Annotated in this window: 13 protein-coding genes and 1 tRNA gene; 11 read left to right on the top strand and 3 right to left on the bottom strand. The window is 41.9% G+C overall.

Annotated features, from left to right (window positions below; translation table 11 throughout):
• Positions 1-36: 36 nt before the first annotated feature.
• The 4 genes from MN086_RS03545 to MN086_RS03560 all read left to right on the top strand — a co-directional run bounded on the left by MN086_RS03545 (position 37) and on the right by MN086_RS03560 (position 6,956).
• Positions 37-1,233, top strand: coding sequence for an NAD(P)/FAD-dependent oxidoreductase (locus MN086_RS03545; protein ID WP_248576681.1), 1,197 nt, complete (start codon positions 37-39; stop codon positions 1,231-1,233).
• A gap of 134 nt (positions 1,234-1,367) precedes the next feature.
• The gene (locus MN086_RS03550) at positions 1,368-3,599 is read left to right on the top strand and encodes a DNA translocase FtsK (RefSeq protein ID WP_248576682.1); all 2,232 of its coding nucleotides are present in this window, start codon (positions 1,368-1,370) and stop codon (positions 3,597-3,599) included.
• A 155-nt stretch (positions 3,600-3,754) separates the two neighbouring features.
• A complete protein-coding gene (gene acnB / locus MN086_RS03555) occupies positions 3,755-6,322 on the top strand; it encodes a bifunctional aconitate hydratase 2/2-methylisocitrate dehydratase (RefSeq protein ID WP_248576683.1) in 2,568 nt (855 codons plus the stop codon).
• A 208-nt stretch (positions 6,323-6,530) separates the two neighbouring features.
• Positions 6,531-6,956 (top strand): hypothetical protein, encoded by a 426-nt coding sequence (locus tag MN086_RS03560; RefSeq protein WP_248576684.1) that lies wholly within the window; start codon positions 6,531-6,533, stop codon positions 6,954-6,956.
• Here the strand turns inward: MN086_RS03560 and MN086_RS03565 are convergent.
• Positions 6,953-7,324, bottom strand: a complete 372-nt coding sequence (locus MN086_RS03565) for a YbgC/FadM family acyl-CoA thioesterase (protein ID WP_248576685.1) — start codon at positions 7,322-7,324, stop codon at positions 6,953-6,955. The genes MN086_RS03560 and MN086_RS03565 overlap by 4 nt on opposite strands.
• A gap of 268 nt (positions 7,325-7,592) precedes the next feature.
• Here MN086_RS03565 and MN086_RS03570 point away from each other — a divergent pair, with 268 nt between their 5' ends.
• A complete protein-coding gene (locus MN086_RS03570) occupies positions 7,593-8,843 on the top strand; it encodes a hypothetical protein (RefSeq protein WP_248576686.1) in 1,251 nt (416 codons plus the stop codon).
• 92 nt (positions 8,844-8,935) lie between these two features.
• Here the strand turns inward: MN086_RS03570 and MN086_RS03575 are convergent, their stop codons facing one another.
• Both MN086_RS03575 and pgeF read right to left on the bottom strand, forming a co-directional pair.
• Positions 8,936-9,391, bottom strand: a complete 456-nt coding sequence (locus MN086_RS03575) for a hypothetical protein (RefSeq protein WP_248576687.1) — start codon at positions 9,389-9,391, stop codon at positions 8,936-8,938.
• A gap of 86 nt (positions 9,392-9,477) precedes the next feature.
• Positions 9,478-10,251, bottom strand: a complete 774-nt coding sequence (gene pgeF / locus MN086_RS03580; RefSeq protein WP_248576688.1) for a peptidoglycan editing factor PgeF — start codon at positions 10,249-10,251, stop codon at positions 9,478-9,480.
• Positions 10,252-10,321: 70 nt separating this feature from the next.
• On the opposite strand from pgeF, the gene MN086_RS03585 reads away from it, so the two are divergent.
• The 6 genes from MN086_RS03585 (at position 10,322) to MN086_RS03610 (ending at position 16,276) form a co-directional block, all read left to right on the top strand.
• Complete coding sequence (locus MN086_RS03585) at positions 10,322-11,458, top strand: FtsW/RodA/SpoVE family cell cycle protein (RefSeq protein ID WP_248576689.1); 1,137 nt, start codon at positions 10,322-10,324, stop codon at positions 11,456-11,458.
• A gap of 9 nt (positions 11,459-11,467) precedes the next feature.
• Positions 11,468-11,544, top strand: a tRNA-Met gene (locus MN086_RS03590).
• 176 nt (positions 11,545-11,720) lie between these two features.
• The gene (locus MN086_RS03595; RefSeq protein WP_248576690.1) at positions 11,721-13,454 is read left to right on the top strand and encodes a YdiU family protein; all 1,734 of its coding nucleotides are present in this window, start codon (positions 11,721-11,723) and stop codon (positions 13,452-13,454) included.
• Positions 13,455-13,620: 166 nt separating this feature from the next.
• On the top strand, positions 13,621-15,240 hold the full coding sequence (locus MN086_RS03600) for a cation:proton antiporter (RefSeq protein ID WP_248576691.1): 1,620 nt from the start codon (positions 13,621-13,623) through the stop codon (positions 15,238-15,240).
• 117 nt (positions 15,241-15,357) lie between these two features.
• Positions 15,358-15,807 (top strand): hypothetical protein, encoded by a 450-nt coding sequence (locus MN086_RS03605; RefSeq protein ID WP_248576692.1) that lies wholly within the window; start codon positions 15,358-15,360, stop codon positions 15,805-15,807.
• A 1-nt stretch (position 15,808) separates the two neighbouring features.
• A complete protein-coding gene (locus MN086_RS03610) occupies positions 15,809-16,276 on the top strand; it encodes a hypothetical protein (protein WP_248576693.1) in 468 nt (155 codons plus the stop codon).
• Positions 16,277-16,340: the final 64 nt, after the last annotated feature.

The raw sequence follows: 16,340 nt of genomic DNA on the forward strand, positions 1-16,340 counted from the left end.
AAATGGAGTGTAAAGCAACGCGGGGAGACAGATATCATGAAAAAAGTAGTAGTGATCGGTGGAGGGTATGGTGGACTTAGAGCCATCGAAAAGCTATCGAAATATGAAGATATAGATATCACACTGATCGATAAAAATCCCTATCATTATTTACAAACCGAGGCGTATGGCTATATCGCGGGTCAATTCGATATGCATGATGTTGCAATCGATCTGCAAAATTGGTGTGAAGGATTTAAAGAGAGAGTAGCCTTCATCCATCAAGAGGTGACTTCTATCGATTTCGGGCAGAAGAGCGTACATTTGGATGGGATAGAACTCTTTTATGATTATCTTATCATTGCAACAGGCGCAAAAACAAACTTCTTTTCATTTATAGAGGGTTTGAGAGAGAACAGTTTCGGTGTGAAAAACCTGCAAAGGGCACACAATTTCAGGATAAAGTTTGAAAACATTATCTACAAAAAATTGCAGCATGAAGAGGGCTCTAGAGAAGGGGAACTCAATATCGTGGTTGGGGGAGCGGGACTTAGCGGTGTTGAAGTGGCTGCTGAGATGGCTTATGTGCTGGATGATTACAGTAAAACGATCGGAGATACAGCAAAAGAGATACATATTTATCTTATCGATGCAAGCGATACCATACTCCCGGGTATGGGGCAATACAGTATCGACAATACCAAGAAGAGATTGGAAGCACTGGGTGTCAAGATCCTTACAGGTGCTTTTATCAACACGGTTGACACGACACATGTACATTTCAAAAACGGTGAAAAACTACCCTATAGTTTCATGATCTTCACAGGCGGGATCAAAGCATCATCACTCAATGATACGATCGAGAATGAGAAAAACCGTATCAATCAGCTCATTGCAAGCCCGGAGCTCAATATTCAAGGCACAAAAGATGTCTTTGCCATAGGTGATTGTGTGGAGATCAGAGACTCAGAAGGTAACATTTTACCTCCCACGGCACAAATTGCCGAAAAAAGTGCAGAGTATGTAGCCAAAACCATTAGACAGCGCATAGACGGTGTACCATCTCAACCATTTGATTCGAGTGTTTCGGGTGTCTTTATCGCATTGGGCGGAAAGTATGCAGTAGGTGAAATGTTCCGGTATATCAAAGTGAAAGGGTACATTGCGTATCTACTTAAAAAAGCGATCACATATGCCTATTATCTGGGGCTGCGCTTGCGTATCAATACAGGGTTTAAAAATCGTATCAGATAGAGGTCGTTCATAGAGTAGAATAGACTCTGTTCAGTGCTAAGAAGAGTAAATATGTCAATTTGACCCTTTTTTATAGGGTTTTATTTTTATTTGTTATAATATCTTCATTATTTAATATTAATTTAGGAACAACATTGAAAATCACAATTATTATCACAGCTATACTTTTTATCTATGCTGCATTTTCTACGATCTTCCATGAAACAGCATTGGTAGGCGATATCGGGAAAAAAATGGGAGATACCAATCTCTATCTGTTCGGCTACCTGGCCTATATCAATTTTTTTGTTCTATTTTATCCTCTCTATAAACTCTATAGTGATCCCCGTGTAAGAAAAAACATCGATTTTTATTTGGGATGGATACTCTTTTTCATCTCCTTGATACTCTTTAGCGCCTTGGTACTGGAGGCACAAGATAGAGGCTTTATAGGGACACAGATCGTGGAGTTCCTCTACCCGCTCATCGGTAAAGCGGGGCTCTGGCTCTTTTGGTTGATGATCATGGCACTCTCTTTGGTCTTCATTATCGATGATGACTTTGATTTCTCCAGATTTAAGATGAACAGACCTGGGGCTTCACTCTCTTTTTCATGGGTAGGAAGTAGCTTCTCGATGCTTGGAAGGGGCTTAAAGAAGATATTTACGAATCCTTTTGCTTCTCCCTCTCTTGAAGATGAAATGATGCCTGTACTGGATGTTGCAGAAGAGAAGCCAAAGAGAGCACGTGTAAAAAGAAAGCCTGATGTAAAAAAAGCTGCAACCAAAACAGAACCAGAGACAGTACATGCACTGGATGAATCGGATGATCCTGTACTGAATGAAATACTTGAACTTGAACATGAGATGGAAACAAGCATTGCAGCAGAAAAAGCTGCCGCAGGAAAGTCTCATGTAGAGATCATCAATGAGTTGGAAGAAAACTCCAAACTCATGGAGCAGATAGAGAAAGGAAAGGTCGTCAAACCTAAAAACTTCAAACTGCCTAAACTTGATTTTTTACAAAAAGCACCCAAAACGACAAAAAAGGTCAACGAGGGAGAAATCGACAGAAAGATAGAAGAGCTACTTTCAAAGCTGCAGCAATTTAACGTAGAAGGTGATGTTGTACGTACCTATAGCGGTCCTTTGGTTACCACCTTTGAGTTTAAACCGGCACCCAATGTCAAAGTTTCCAAGATCCTGAACCTTCAGGATGATCTTGCGATGGCACTTTCGGCTGAAACGATCCGTATACAGGCACCGATACCCGGACGTGATGTGGTGGGGATAGAGATACCAAACGAAACGGTAGATACGATCTACCTACGTGAGATACTTGAGAGTGATCTCTTTAAAAACTCCAGTTCCCCTCTAACGGTAGCTTTGGGTAAAGATATCGTAGGTAAACCGTTTATCACAGACATTAAAAAACTTCCACACCTGCTTATAGCGGGGACCACGGGGTCGGGTAAATCTGTAGGTATCAATGCGATGATCCTCTCCTTGCTTTACAGGAATGATCCTGACCAGTTGAAACTGATGCTTATCGACCCAAAGATGTTGGAGTTTTCGATCTATAACGACATTCCGCATTTGATCACACCGGTCATCACTGAACCTAAAAAGGCCATCGCGGCACTTGCCAACATGGTAGGGGAGATGGAGCGTCGTTATAAACTGATGGCAGAGAACCGTACCAAAAATATAGACAATTATAATGAAAAAGTAAAAGCTGACGGTTCTGCAGAGCCTTTCCCTTTTATTGTGATCGTCATAGATGAGTTGGCCGATCTGATGATGAATGGTGGTAAGGAAGTGGAATATTCTATTGCAAGACTTGCACAGATGGCAAGAGCAAGTGGGATACACCTTATCGTTGCGACACAGAGACCAAGTGTGGATGTTGTGACAGGACTTATCAAAGCCAATCTCCCATCCAGACTCAGTTACCGTGTGGGACAACGTATAGACTCAAAAGTGATCTTGGATGCATTGGGGGCAGAGAGTCTACTTGGACGTGGTGACGGTCTCTTTACACCTCCTGGTGCAACAGGACTGGTACGTTTGCATGCCCCATGGAACAAAGAAGAGGAGATAGAAGAGGTCGTTGAGTTCCTTAAAGCCCAGCGTGCACCAGAATATGATGAAAGCTATCTTGTCGCAGGAGGAGTCAATGCCAGTGAAGGAGGAGAGGGTGATATGGAACTGGACCCTCTCTATGAAGATGCAAAGGCTGTGGTATTGACAGACAAAAAAACATCTATATCGTACCTGCAGAGAAAACTGCAGATAGGGTATAATCGTTCTGCAAACATTATAGAACAGCTTGAAGCGATGGGTGTATTGAGTGCACCGAATGCAAAAGGTAACAGGGAAATCGTCTAATTTCTTCTCTGAACCTAAAAAGAGACTTAAATGGTCTCTTTTCATGTAACCATACGATACAAATAAATTATCTGATTCATATCTTCCCCTTATAGAACACCAAATCAACGATTTTTTTGTTAATATACAGCACAAAAATTACACAGGAGACCAGAATGGCCTTATTAGAAGAGTATAAAGCACATACGGCTGAGCGTGCTGAGTTAGGTGTACCACCACTCGCACTTACTGCTGATCAAACAGCACAGCTTGTTGAGCTATTAAAAGCAAGCCCGATCGCTGATGTCGATTACGCAATGGATATGTTCCAAAATAAAGTACCTGCGGGTGTGGATGATGCAGCTTACGTAAAAGCAGCATTCCTAAACGATATCGTACAAGGTAATGTAACTTGTGATGCTATCGATGCAGTAAAAGCATGTGAGATCCTTGGATCTATGCTAGGTGGATTCAATGTTACTCCACTTGTTGAAGCACTTAAGATCGGTGGTGAAGTGACAGATGCAGCTGCTGAGCAACTTAAAAATACTATCCTTGTATATGATGCGTTCAACGATGTGAAAACACTTATGGATGGTGGTAATGCAAAAGCAAAAGAGATCGTAGAGTCTTGGGCAAATGCAGAGTGGTTCTACAACAAACCAGAGATGGAAAAAGAGATCACACTTACAGTGTATAAGATCCCTGGTGAAACAAACACAGATGACCTTTCTCCAGCGTCAGAAGCATTTACTAGAGCAGATATCCCACTTCACGCGAACTCTTTCCTTGTGAACAGAATGGATAACCCACTTGAAACTATGGATGAGCTTAGAAAAAAAGGTAACCCATTAGCATACGTTGGTGATGTTGTAGGTACTGGTTCATCAAGAAAATCAGGTATCAACTCAGTACAGTGGCACATGGGTAGAGATATTCCAGGTATTCCAGGAAAAAGAACCGGTGGTGTTGTTATCGGTGGTATCATTGCTCCGATCTTCTTCAACACTGCAGAAGATTCAGGATGTATACCAATTCAAGCACCAGTAGGTGAATTAGAGACTGGTGATGTGATCACATTGAAGCCTTTTGATGGTGTGATCGAGAAAAACGGTTCAGTAGTATCTGAATTTAAACTTGAGCCAAATACTATCCCTGATGAGATGAGAGCAGGTGGACGTGTACCACTTATTATCGGTAAAGGGCTTACTGCTAAAGCTAGAGAAGCACTTGGTCTTGGTGCATCAGATGCATTTATGGCACCTGAGCAACCAGCTGATAACGGTAAAGGGTATACATTAGCACAAAAAATGGTTGGTAAAGCATGTGGACTTGAGGGTGTAAAACCAGGTGTTTACTGTGAGCCGGTTTGTACAACTGTTGGTTCTCAAGATACAACTGGAGCAATGACAAGAGATGAAGTAAAAGACCTTGCAGCACTTAGCTTTGGTGCAGACTTCGTACTTCAGTCATTCTGTCACACATCTGCATATCCAAAACCAGCAGATATTAAATTGCACCATACACTTCCACAGTTTATGACTGAGAGAAAAGGTTTCACACTTAGACCAGGTGATGGTGTTATCCACTCATGGTTGAACAGAATGTGTCTTCCAGATACAGTAGGTACTGGTGCGGATTCACACACTAGATTCCCTATCGGTATCTCATTCCCAGCGGGTTCTGGTCTTGTTGCGTTTGCAGCAGTTACTGGTATGATGCCACTTACTATGCCTGAGTCTGTACTTGTAAGATTTACAGGTGAAATGCAACCAGGTATCACACTGAGAGATATGGTAAATGCTATCCCTTACCAAGCGATCAAAGATGGTCTTTTGACTGTTGAAAAAGCTGGTAAGAAAAACATCTTCTCAGGACGTGTTCTTGAGATCGAAGGTCTTGAAGATCTTAAAGCTGAACAAGCGTTCGAACTTTCAGATGCATCTGCAGAGCGTTCAGCTGCAGCTTGTACTGTGAAGCTTAACAAAGAGCCTATCATTGAGTACCTAGAGTCTAACATCGCATTGATCGAAGAGTTGATCGCTCAAGGGTATGAAGATAAAGCAACACTTGAGAGACGTGCACAGAAAATGAGAGATTGGATCGCTAATCCAGAGTTAATGGAAGCAGATAAAGATGCAGAGTATGCAGCTGTAATCGAAATTAACATGTCTGAGATCAAAGAGCCGATCGTAGCATGTCCAAACGATCCAGATGACGTTAAAACACTTTCTGAAGTACATGCAGCAGGTCTAAGAACAGATATTGATGAAGTATTCGTTGGTTCTTGTATGACAAACATCGGTCTTTTCAGAGCGAATGCTGAAGTTCTTAGAGGTGAAGGTCAAGTAGATACGAAACTTTGGATCTGTCCTCCAACGAAAATGGATGAAAAAACATTGACAGAAGAGGGTTACTACTCAGTCTTCGGAATGGCCGGAGCACGTATCGAGCCTCCAGGATGTTCTCTATGTATGGGGAACCAGGCAGCTGTTAAGCAGAATGCATGGGTATTCTCTACATCAACAAGAAACTTCGACAACAGACTCGGTAAAGGTTCTCAAGTATACCTTGGTTCTGCAGAGCTTGCGGCAGTGGTTGCACTTAAAGGTAAGATCCCGACAGCTGAAGAGTACTTAGAAGTAGTTTCAGATAAGATCAAGCCAGAAATGACTGATAGTATCTACAAATACCTAAACTTCAACAAGGTTTCTAAAGAAGACCTTGAAGCGATGGTTGAGTAGTCAACGTCACTATTTTCTTTACTTTCCTACCTCTTGAAGGTAGGAAACCTTACACACCAATTTAAATTCCCCCTTTATCATTTTTAGCAAACAGCCTATTTTCAGAATATGTACAATATTTTCTTAACTCATAATATAATTAAAATTAATGTTATATTATTTTAGTTACAATTAAGTGAGTCAAAAATCATAATATAAAGGATTGAAAATGGGTATGTTAATGATTGCGATCGCGATAGGTTATTTTGGTAGTATACTGACTTTTATTATCATGGAAGAGATGTCGTTAAAAGACTCTGATTTTTCAGATATTAAAGATGCTTTTACGAAAGAGCTTAGTTTGGATGAGAGTTTATCAAAATACGGTACCATTAAATATATGGCCATGTATGTTGGTATTGTAACTGTTCTTGGCATAGTGGTCTCAACACAGATTCTTATACCAAATAATTTTGGCCTGGGATATGATATGGCCTATGTGTTTTTGCCTTCTCTAATCGGGTCACTGATCATTTTACTGGTCAAATGGAGATTTCAACCTCTGCTTAAACTCATTTCTTCATTTATGTTCGGTGCAGGATATATAGGCGCATCAGCATTTGCTGTGGCTGTTTCCTATCTTTTACTGGCTTAAAATGCTTTAAAGATATCCTCGAACTCTTCGGGGATACGACAAGGTTTTCCTTCCTCTACATAGACCAAAACCACTTCCATACTAAAGAGTTTTACATCCTTTTTCCATACTTCCTGTAAAAGTACCACGGATGAACGCTTCATCGTCAGGATCTTTGTTGTCACTTCAAGTATATCTCCCAGTACGGCAGTGGCTAAAAAACTTGCTTTGATGTCGCGTACCACAAACCCACTGTTCTCACCCAGTGTAGGTTTTACCCCTCTTTGAAAAAAGATCTCAGAACGGGCACGTTCACAATATTTGATGTAATTGGTATGGTAGACGATGCCACCAGCATCCGTATCTTCGTAGTAGACCCTTATTTTCATGCTTAACTCCCTTATTTACAGTATTTCACAGCTCTTAAGATTAAAACAGTTACTAAATGTTTTAAAACTTAAATCTTTTTTGATTTTATCTCTTGGTATTGTACAGAAATATATTAGTTAACTACATCAGAAGTATCGTTTAAACCATGATTCATAATAACTTTTTATCTGTTTATTTTAAAGTATAGTTCAATCAAACTTTTATTTTTAATTAATTTTTATAGATGTAGAATAATAAAATAACCGTAAAAACAATAAGGAGTACTGAATGAAAATGTTTCAATCCAGAAGTAAGATAATTGTCTCAATAGTGGCTACGCTGTTTGTGGTCTTATTTGGTTTTATGGCTAATGGCTGCGGAGGTGGCGGCGGAGGTGGCACGACGACTACTGTTGAGGCTCCGGGTGTGCCGATAAATTTTGTGGTTGCACCGTCAGCTGTGGGTGGTGAGCTCTCTGCCACGCTGAGCTGGGCAGCACCGACGACAGGCGGTCCGGTGGCCTCCTACGAACTCTACAAATACACCTCGGAAACACCTACACCGAACCATCTCATCTCATTACCGGCTACAACCTATGAGTTCATAGACAACGCCGGACTGGAGAGGGGTGTAACTACCTACTGGATCCTAGCTGCTAAGAATGCCGGAGGGGAGACTTCTACGTCTCCAGTAAGCTATACCCCTCCTGGAGGTGGTGCAGGTGAAGTTGATAAATACGGTAACAATTTTGCTGCAGCGATGATCTTTGCCGATGGGATCGGTATCAGTAACGAAGTGATTACAGGGGAGTGGACGGAAAACAATATTTCCCTCGTCGACTACAACACAGGACTGCGCCCAGTTATCGAAGAAAATGCGTCGGTACTGCCTTATTGGGACCCTACTACGACATATCTGAAAGACGGCGTGACCTACTACAAGCAGCAGACCATAAGCACGTGGCAGGGTGAATGGCAAGATGGGACTGGCACAGAACAGAATGTTACAGCAAAATGGGGTGATAACCTGATTAGCCAGACCCTGAACACCGGATCAGTCGTCAGGATCGAGATGGTACTCAGCAAAGCCTTAGATACGAATATGACGGCTTACAATATGGTTTCTCTTTACGGTGAGAAAGATGTTGAGATATACGGGACAGACAAAACGACTTATGATACCAATACCTCATTTGTCTTTACCGCCTTTGCAAGTCTGAAGATCGAGCAAATTGATGAAAACAACAACACGATAACGGTTGTGGAAGACCAGGCACTCTTTGACAATGTCCCAGATGGGCCGGGTAAATTTGCAGCTGAGATCAATGTGGCCGGTAACCTAGTATATGGATATGTATGGGACCTCCCGACAAATAATATCCCAGCGGGAACATATCGTATTACGTTCACTCTGAACGCCCCGAGCAATGTTATTATCGGTGATGTTGCAGTGCCAAGCGAAGGAGAGCCAGACACATTCCCTGTACTTGATTCCCCTACTCAGGTGCACATCGATATTACTATCCACCCAGCATCTTAACAGTAACAATCAGCGGGAGCTTAGGGTAGTTACGCTCCCGCCTGCTGAGAAGACTAGAAAAAGAAGCGTATTAGTAGCATACACTTAGCTCTCTAAAATTCAATATCTACTTCTTTAGATTTTTGAACATGGAGTAAGACATTTGCAAAAGCATATTGATCCATTTCGTCTATACCTTCATGTTTATATCCTAGTAAATAGTCATATCCATCTAATGCAATGTTTTTAATCTTTTTGAGGTGCACAATGTAGACCAACAGATCAGCCAGATCACTCACCGGGATGATTTCCCTGAAACCTTTATCGAATTCATCGATATACTCATCACAGATATCTTCATTTGACATAAAAAGTATCCAAAGTATGATATTGTCTATATTTTGGGGTGCATTGACTTTGTTTAAAAAGCTATTGTATATCTCTTCGTTTTGAGATATTTCATCAAGCTGTTCATTGGCCTGTGTGATCAAAAAGTTGATTCTTTCTTCAGTGAGTTTATTATTTCTATAGTCGTCCAGTACGGACTCTGCAATTTGAAGTGTATGCATGATCTCTCTTTTTATTTGATTTGTAATTATTGCAGGATATTCTGAAAATTTCTCTAAAGATAAGAAAACAAGGAGTCTAAAACCCTTTAATTATCACCGTTTTTCATGCCTATCATGCTCATGAACCTTCCGGTGCACCCTTGCTCTTTCCTGTAGGAGAAAAACCGCTCTACATTACAGGCGGTACAGACACGGCTCATCTCGATGTTCTCTTCTTGAAGCCTTGCATCCAGGAGCTGTTGTTTGTTGATCAAAGGTAGGTCCAACATATATTTTTCACCGACAGGGCTGAACCCTTTGGGAATATCAAAAAAATGCTCTGCAACCTCTTCTCCTACTTCATAGCAGCAACGTCCTATGGAGGGTGCGACACCTGCAACGATATCTTTGGGGTCACAGCCATAGATCTCTCTCATTTTCTGCACCGTTTTGTATGCTATACATGCTTTTGTCCCTTTCCATCCTGCATGCACAGCTGCGACCACCTCTCTTTTCCTGTCATAGAGGAGTATGGGAACACAGTCTGCAGTCAGTATGGTGAGCACTACTCCTTTCACGTCTGTGATCAGGGCATCACACGCCTCTATGGCATCAGAAAGACTCTCCCATCCTTTGGTCTCTTTTTGGGTGATGAGCTTGATGTTGTCACTGTGGGTTTGATCGGCAACGATGTAATGTAAAGCTTCGCTGCTTTGGAGCAGGTCTGAGAGTCTATTCCTGTTGGCTATGATGTTTTCAGCATCTTCACCGGTATGCAAAGCGAGGCTGAAAGCATAAGGAAGATCATTGGACTTTGTGGTCACTGCATGGAGCAGGGAAGGAGATCTTTTAAAGTGCGTAAATGTAAAAAAATCCGGCATGATGCTACCTTATATCCTTTTTGATATAATACCCTAAAAATAGAGGGAACCTCTTATAATAGGATCTTGCATGGAATCTTGGTTGGACTTTGATAAACGTATCTTTAAACATTTTTCCTACCTTCTCATGTTACAGATCATACCACTTCTTGTGATCTCATCGTATCTGGTGAATGAGATCAACCCTTATCTGTTCACAAAGCAGATGGTCTACTACTTCATTGCAGGCATCGCTTTTCTTGTCTCTGCTTTTATCCCGTGGAGGCAGATCATTTGGTGGTTTGTTCCTATTTTCTATCTGGGTAACCTGGGGCTTCTGATTGCTGTGGAGTTTGTAGGAAAGACGATCCTGGGGGCACAAAGATGGATAGAGATTCCCGGTATAGGCATTACCATCCAGCCTTCAGAGTTCATCAAAGTCAGTGTGATCATGATGCTTGGATACCTTATAGGAAGAAACCCTCCAAGTGAAAAAGGGTATGGTATATTGAACTTTATCAAACTTTCCATCGTGATCGTCATTCCTTTTTTACTCATAGCTAAAGAGCCGGACCTGGGTACGGCGCTTGTTTTGCTTATCACCGGGTATGGTATTTTATTTGTTGTAGGGATCAACTGGAAGATATGGGTTTCTATAGTCATTATTCTCGGGCTCAGCGCACCGCTGCTTTACAGTCAGCTGAAGCCCTATCAAAAAAAGCGTGTGACGGACTTTATCGGGAAACCAAGCTACCATGTCAGACAGGCACTGATCGCCATCGGTTCAGGTGGTGTAGAAGGTAAAAGCAAAGAAGAGGCGACACAGACACAACTGAAGTTCCTTCCGGTCTCTTCGACGGATTTTATCTTTGCGTATCTTGGGGAGAGATTCGGATTTAAAGGGATGATCACTGTCATCGTGCTTTATATGTTGCTCATCTTTAATCTGCTTTATATTTCGGCCAAGCATGCCAACGATTATCTGATCAAAGCCTTTGCCTCCGGATTGGCATTTTTGTTCTTTGTCTATATGGGTGTCAACATCTATATGGTGATTGGCCTGGCCCCTGTCGTAGGGCTTCCTCTGCCTATGTTCAGCCATGGTGGGACCTCGTTTATTATATTTTCTGTAATTTTTGGAATTTTACAAAATTTAATTGCATTTAAAGACTACAGTAGATATAATTCTGACGCGAAAATCAGCATGATTTCCAAAGACCAGCTATAGCGCTCTTACGGGTCGGTAGCTCAGTTGGTTAGAGCACTCGGCTCATAACCGAGTGGTCGGGAGTTCGAGTCTCCCCCGACCCACCACTTTATTCCCCCTAAAACACATACTTTCCTACAAAAATTTAAATTGATACATTTGTTTTAGTTTCATCTGATATAGTGCCGAATAAAGATGTAGATTCATACTATGCAACTTGATGATATGAGATACGTTTATTGTAATTTTCAACTATGTGTACGTTTTTAAATAAGGAAAATCTATGAACTCAACAAATCAAACCTCTGCAGAGGTAAAGACGCTCGACGATCTTGCGGCGTTGGCAGACTATTCGCTCATGGATACGCTGAGTGCTGACCCTAAAGCGAGTGCAGACGGTGTGGATCACGATCCACGACAAGTCTTCAGCGGGCATTTTGTCCCTGTGAACCCTACGCCGATCGAAAACCCCGTGTACATAGCGCACAGTAAGAACTTTTTTGCTGAACTTGGTTTTAGCGATGCTCTGGCAACATCAGAAGATTTCATGCGGATGTTCTCCGGTGACACCTCACAGCTTCCAGAGACAATGAGTCGACAGGGTTGGGCGACAGGCTATGCACTTTCTATCTATGGAACGGAGTACTACGAGCAGTGTCCATTTCGTACGGGTAACGGGTATGGTGACGGTCGTGCCGTATCTATCCTTGAAGCGGTGATCAACGGGAAACGCTGGGAGATGCAGCTTAAGGGAGGGGGTAGAACTCCTTACTGCCGTGGTGCTGATGGTCGTGCCGTTTTGCGTTCAAGTATTCGTGAGTTTCTGGCACAGGAGCATATGCATGCTTTGGGTGTGCCGACATCACGCTCTTTGACTCTCTACACCTCAAAAACAGAGACGGTTAAGCGGCCATGGTTTACCAATGGATCCTACTCAAGAGACCCTGAAGTGATGATCGATGAGGCTGTTGCTATTACCACACGGGTTGCCCCTTCATTTCTTCGCGTGGGTCAGCTGGAACTTTTCGGCCGCCGGGCGCGTAAAAATGAGCATCCAAAAGCGATGGAGGAGCTTGAAACCATGGTGTTGCACCTCATAGACCGTGAGTACAGTGAGATTATCGATGCACAGTTGCCTCTCGTAGAAAAAGTACTTGTACTGGCACGTGAGTTTCAGAAACGACTCACTTCGCTGGTAGCAAACTGGATCCGTGTTGGATACTGCCAGGGGAATTTCAACAGCGACAACTGTGCCGCAGGCGGATTTACGCTTGATTACGGTCCGTTTGGGTTTATCGATATGTTCGACCCGAGGTATCAGCCCTGGACAGGTGGCGGTGTACACTTCTCATTTCTCAACCAGCCTCAGGCTGCCGAACGTAACTTTCATATGTTCTGTCTTGCATTGAAGCCGCTGCTGGAGTCGAATAAGGATGCCCTGGATCAGTTGGACGCGATAAGAGGGGGCTTCCCCCAAGTCATGCAGGGGGAAATGATAAAGATGTGGGCTTCCAAGCTTGGACTGCAAACGTTTAATGCATCGCTCTTCAATGAACTTGTCACGCTGATGGTAGAAACCTCTGTTGACTACACGATCTTCTTTCGCGAGCTCTCTTCGGTACCGGAGGATATCGCTCCGCTGACCAAAAGCTTTTACGGGGATGCCGTACTCAATGAAAAGATCTTAAAGAGATGGACAGAGTGGCTGGAGAAGTGGAGATCGCTTGTTCAGACGACAAACCCTGACGACATCAATGCCACTTCGGCTGAATCCCGTGAAAAGCTCTCACAGCAGATGAAAGCCACGAACCCGAAATACACTCTGAGAGAGTGGTTTCTTGTCCCTGCCTATAAACAGGCCGCCAAGGGAGACTATACGCTGATCAAAGAGTTGCAAGAAGTGATGACAAACCCGTATGCTGAGCAGTCCAAAGAGATAGAGGAGAAATACTATAGAGAAAAGCCCTCTGAGTTCTTTGAAATTGCCGGCATATCCCATGTAAGCTGTTCATCGTGATCTGCTTCGTTCCCACGTTGCACGTGGGAAGACATAAAACATAAACTACCAAAAATGCATACTTTACTTGCGTTTTCATCCTGTCATTGTTCATATTCAGTCCTTATTGGCTAATTTATATACAATTATTTTAGACCAAGCATGGCTTTTCTGATTATAATTGCGCATGGATACTTTATTATTAGCAATTTTTGCAACGATCTTCATTGCAACACTACTCAACATCATTTTCAAAAAGCAAAATATTTCGCATATTCTCGGGTACATCTTTACAGGTACCATCATCAGTTATCTTTTTGACTTTAATACGCTAAAGATTGATTCTTTGGAACTGGTAGGGGAGTTTGGTATCGTCTTTTTGATGTTTACCATCGGTCTTGAACTCAGTTTTGAAAAGATCAAAAAAATGAAAGAGACACTGCTCATCAACGGAGCCTTACAGCTTTTTTTAAGTGTGATTTTCTTTTTCCCTTTGGCTTTTTATGCGTTTAAACTGGATGTGACAAGTTCTATTATCATTGCTTTGGCATTCTCTTTATCTTCAACGGCGATCGTGCTTCCGTACTTGAAAGAGTCTAAAGATATCTATACACCATACGGGAAAAAATCGGTCGGTATTTTGATCTTTCAAGACATATCGGTCATTCCTATCTTGCTGCTTATCACATTTTTATCTTACGGAGCATCCGGAACAGATGTCTCGATCATGGAGGTCATACTCAAAACGGTGTTGGCACTTGTGTTTATCGTTCTGTTTATCCGCTATGTCGGTGATAAGATCGTTGATACGATACTAAAGTTTGCAGCAAAAACACAACTTGAAGAGATCTTTCTCGGGGCTATTTTTACCATTGTGCTGGGTATGGCGGTTTTGATGCACTCCATAGGGTTTACATACTCTCTTGGAGCATTTATAGCCGGTGTTCTGATCGCAGATACGAAATACGCCATTAAAGTGGAATCGGATATCTTAAGCTATAAAGATCTGCTCTTAAGTGTCTTCTTTTTCAGTGTGGGGACAAAGATCGACATTGTCTACCTCTTTTCGAACCTTCATCCGGTTGTCTTCATTTTCGCATTGGTCTCCCTGGTAAAAATGGGGGTCATCTATCTGATCATCAAGAGAAAGGCAGATACCAATACCTCTATGAAAACAGCGCTTGCCTTGGCGCAGATAGGAGGCTTCTCTTTTGTCGTATTTGATCTGGCTGCGGCCAATCATCTGATCACCCACGATATGGCAAATTTTTTATTTTTGGTCACCTTTGTATCGATGATCATCACCCCGTTCGTACTGAACAATATCTATAAACTCTCGTCTTATTTTGAAAAAGAGTTTTACGAATCTGACGTGATCACCCCGATCGATAAGAAAAACCACATTATTATTGTGGGGTTTGGTACGCTGGGAAGAGCCGTTGCTAAAGAGCTGTATGCAAGAAACATCGATTTTATTATCATCTCGGACAATTTGCGACATGTCCTGTTGGCAAGAAGAATCAATTTCCTTGCGTATTTTGGACACTTGAACAAACGTCCCGTTATGGAGTCACTGAAGGTTGAAGAGAGTTGGGGTATTATTATTACGGTGCAGGATGAACATACCAAAGATGTTATCAGCCAAGCCGTAACAGAGTACTACAGTGATGCGAACATCATCATAAAAGTCGATACCGATGAAGAGAGACAGCACTTCCAAGTGATGCGGAACATCGGCTTTGTTGATTCGAACCATGAGCTCTCTTCACGTCTTGTGGAGCTTTCATTAAAGCACCAGAAATCATAAAAACCAAAAGGTATCATCTCTACTACCTATACATTTAGCATATGATTTTATGAGATTACAGATAAATTATGCTAGTATCACACAAAATTTGTATGATTTAGTAAAAAAGGACAACAGATGACAAGTGGAAAAGTATTATCTTTATATATGACTATGCCCGATATGATGCGTTCGGGGCACCGTATGAAGGTGGAAGACATAGAGTGTGACGCAAATGGTATCATAGGAAGCAGGGACTATGAAAATGACACCGAACGCCCGATGGTGCTTGTTTCAAAAAAGAGTTATGACATCATAGAAGAAGCAGAACTTTTTTTTGAACGTGGCCTTTTGATGGAAGATATTTATGTAGATGTCGACCTCTATCATCTGAAAAAAGGATCGATCATCGAAATAGGTGATATGATCTTTGAAGTGACCGGAGCATGTGAAGATTATAGATATCTTTATGCATTTGCCCCTGAGCTTCCTGAACTCATTAAAGGGAACCGTGGTCTTTTTATCACTCCGATAGAGTACGGAAGAATCGAAGTTGGAGATGAAGTCAACGTGATAAAAGAGGCCTGATATGAAGAAAATAGGTATCAGTATAGACTACAGCAATATCTGTAAAGATTATAACACTTCGTATTTGGATAGAGACAATAAAGACCCGGCAACATCCAAATGTATGAAACAAGTACTTACTTGGACCCAGGGGTTTTTATCTGAGCTGTTAGATCACTTTGGATATCAAATACACCATTTACACTCTTCGACTCCGGTAAAGGTAGAGGATGTCGCCTCTAAAAGATTTCTTTTTTACTCTTTAGAGAAAGAGATCACACTACAGAGTTATGTCATACAAAAAGCGTATGTGGAGTATGGATCTTTGGTTGCCTGGGAGTTAGAAAGCGAAAAGAGTATACTGATACAAAATGAAGAGGATGGAGGAGGTATATTTCTCTACTTCAATGAAAACTCCACTGAACATCAATGGATCATCGATAAGCTCAAAACGTTCTCCTTGGATGAAGTTCCCTTTCATGCAAAATAAAAAAGATGAAATGGTGAGATAAGATATTTGTTTATTCGTCATCATCATGCATCTTGATCCCTTC

Origin of the sequence: Sulfurovum sp. XGS-02 (assembly GCF_023213175.1) — a bacterium.
Taxonomy (GTDB): Bacteria; Campylobacterota; Campylobacteria; order Campylobacterales; family Sulfurovaceae; genus Sulfurovum.

Bases quoted from the DNA above. Each gene is read 5' to 3' on its own strand.
- MN086_RS03545 (WP_248576681.1), top strand. From the start codon at position 37: ATGAAAAAAGTAGTAGTGATCGGTGGAGGGTATGGTGGACTTAGAGCC.
- acnB (WP_248576683.1), top strand. From the start codon at position 3,755: ATGGCCTTATTAGAAGAGTATAAAGCACATACGGCTGAGCGTGCTGAG.
- MN086_RS03560 (WP_248576684.1), top strand. From the start codon at position 6,531: ATGGGTATGTTAATGATTGCGATCGCGATAGGTTATTTTGGTAGTATA.
- MN086_RS03565 (WP_248576685.1), bottom strand. From the start codon at position 7,324: ATGAAAATAAGGGTCTACTACGAAGATACGGATGCTGGTGGCATCGTC.
- MN086_RS03570 (WP_248576686.1), top strand. From the start codon at position 7,593: ATGAAAATGTTTCAATCCAGAAGTAAGATAATTGTCTCAATAGTGGCT.
- MN086_RS03575 (WP_248576687.1), bottom strand. From the start codon at position 9,391: ATGCATACACTTCAAATTGCAGAGTCCGTACTGGACGACTATAGAAAT.
- pgeF (WP_248576688.1), bottom strand. From the start codon at position 10,251: ATGCCGGATTTTTTTACATTTACGCACTTTAAAAGATCTCCTTCCCTG.
- MN086_RS03585 (WP_248576689.1), top strand. From the start codon at position 10,322: ATGGAATCTTGGTTGGACTTTGATAAACGTATCTTTAAACATTTTTCC.
- MN086_RS03595 (WP_248576690.1), top strand. From the start codon at position 11,721: ATGAACTCAACAAATCAAACCTCTGCAGAGGTAAAGACGCTCGACGAT.
- MN086_RS03600 (WP_248576691.1), top strand. From the start codon at position 13,621: ATGGATACTTTATTATTAGCAATTTTTGCAACGATCTTCATTGCAACA.
- MN086_RS03605 (WP_248576692.1), top strand. From the start codon at position 15,358: ATGACAAGTGGAAAAGTATTATCTTTATATATGACTATGCCCGATATG.
- MN086_RS03610 (WP_248576693.1), top strand. From the start codon at position 15,809: ATGAAGAAAATAGGTATCAGTATAGACTACAGCAATATCTGTAAAGAT.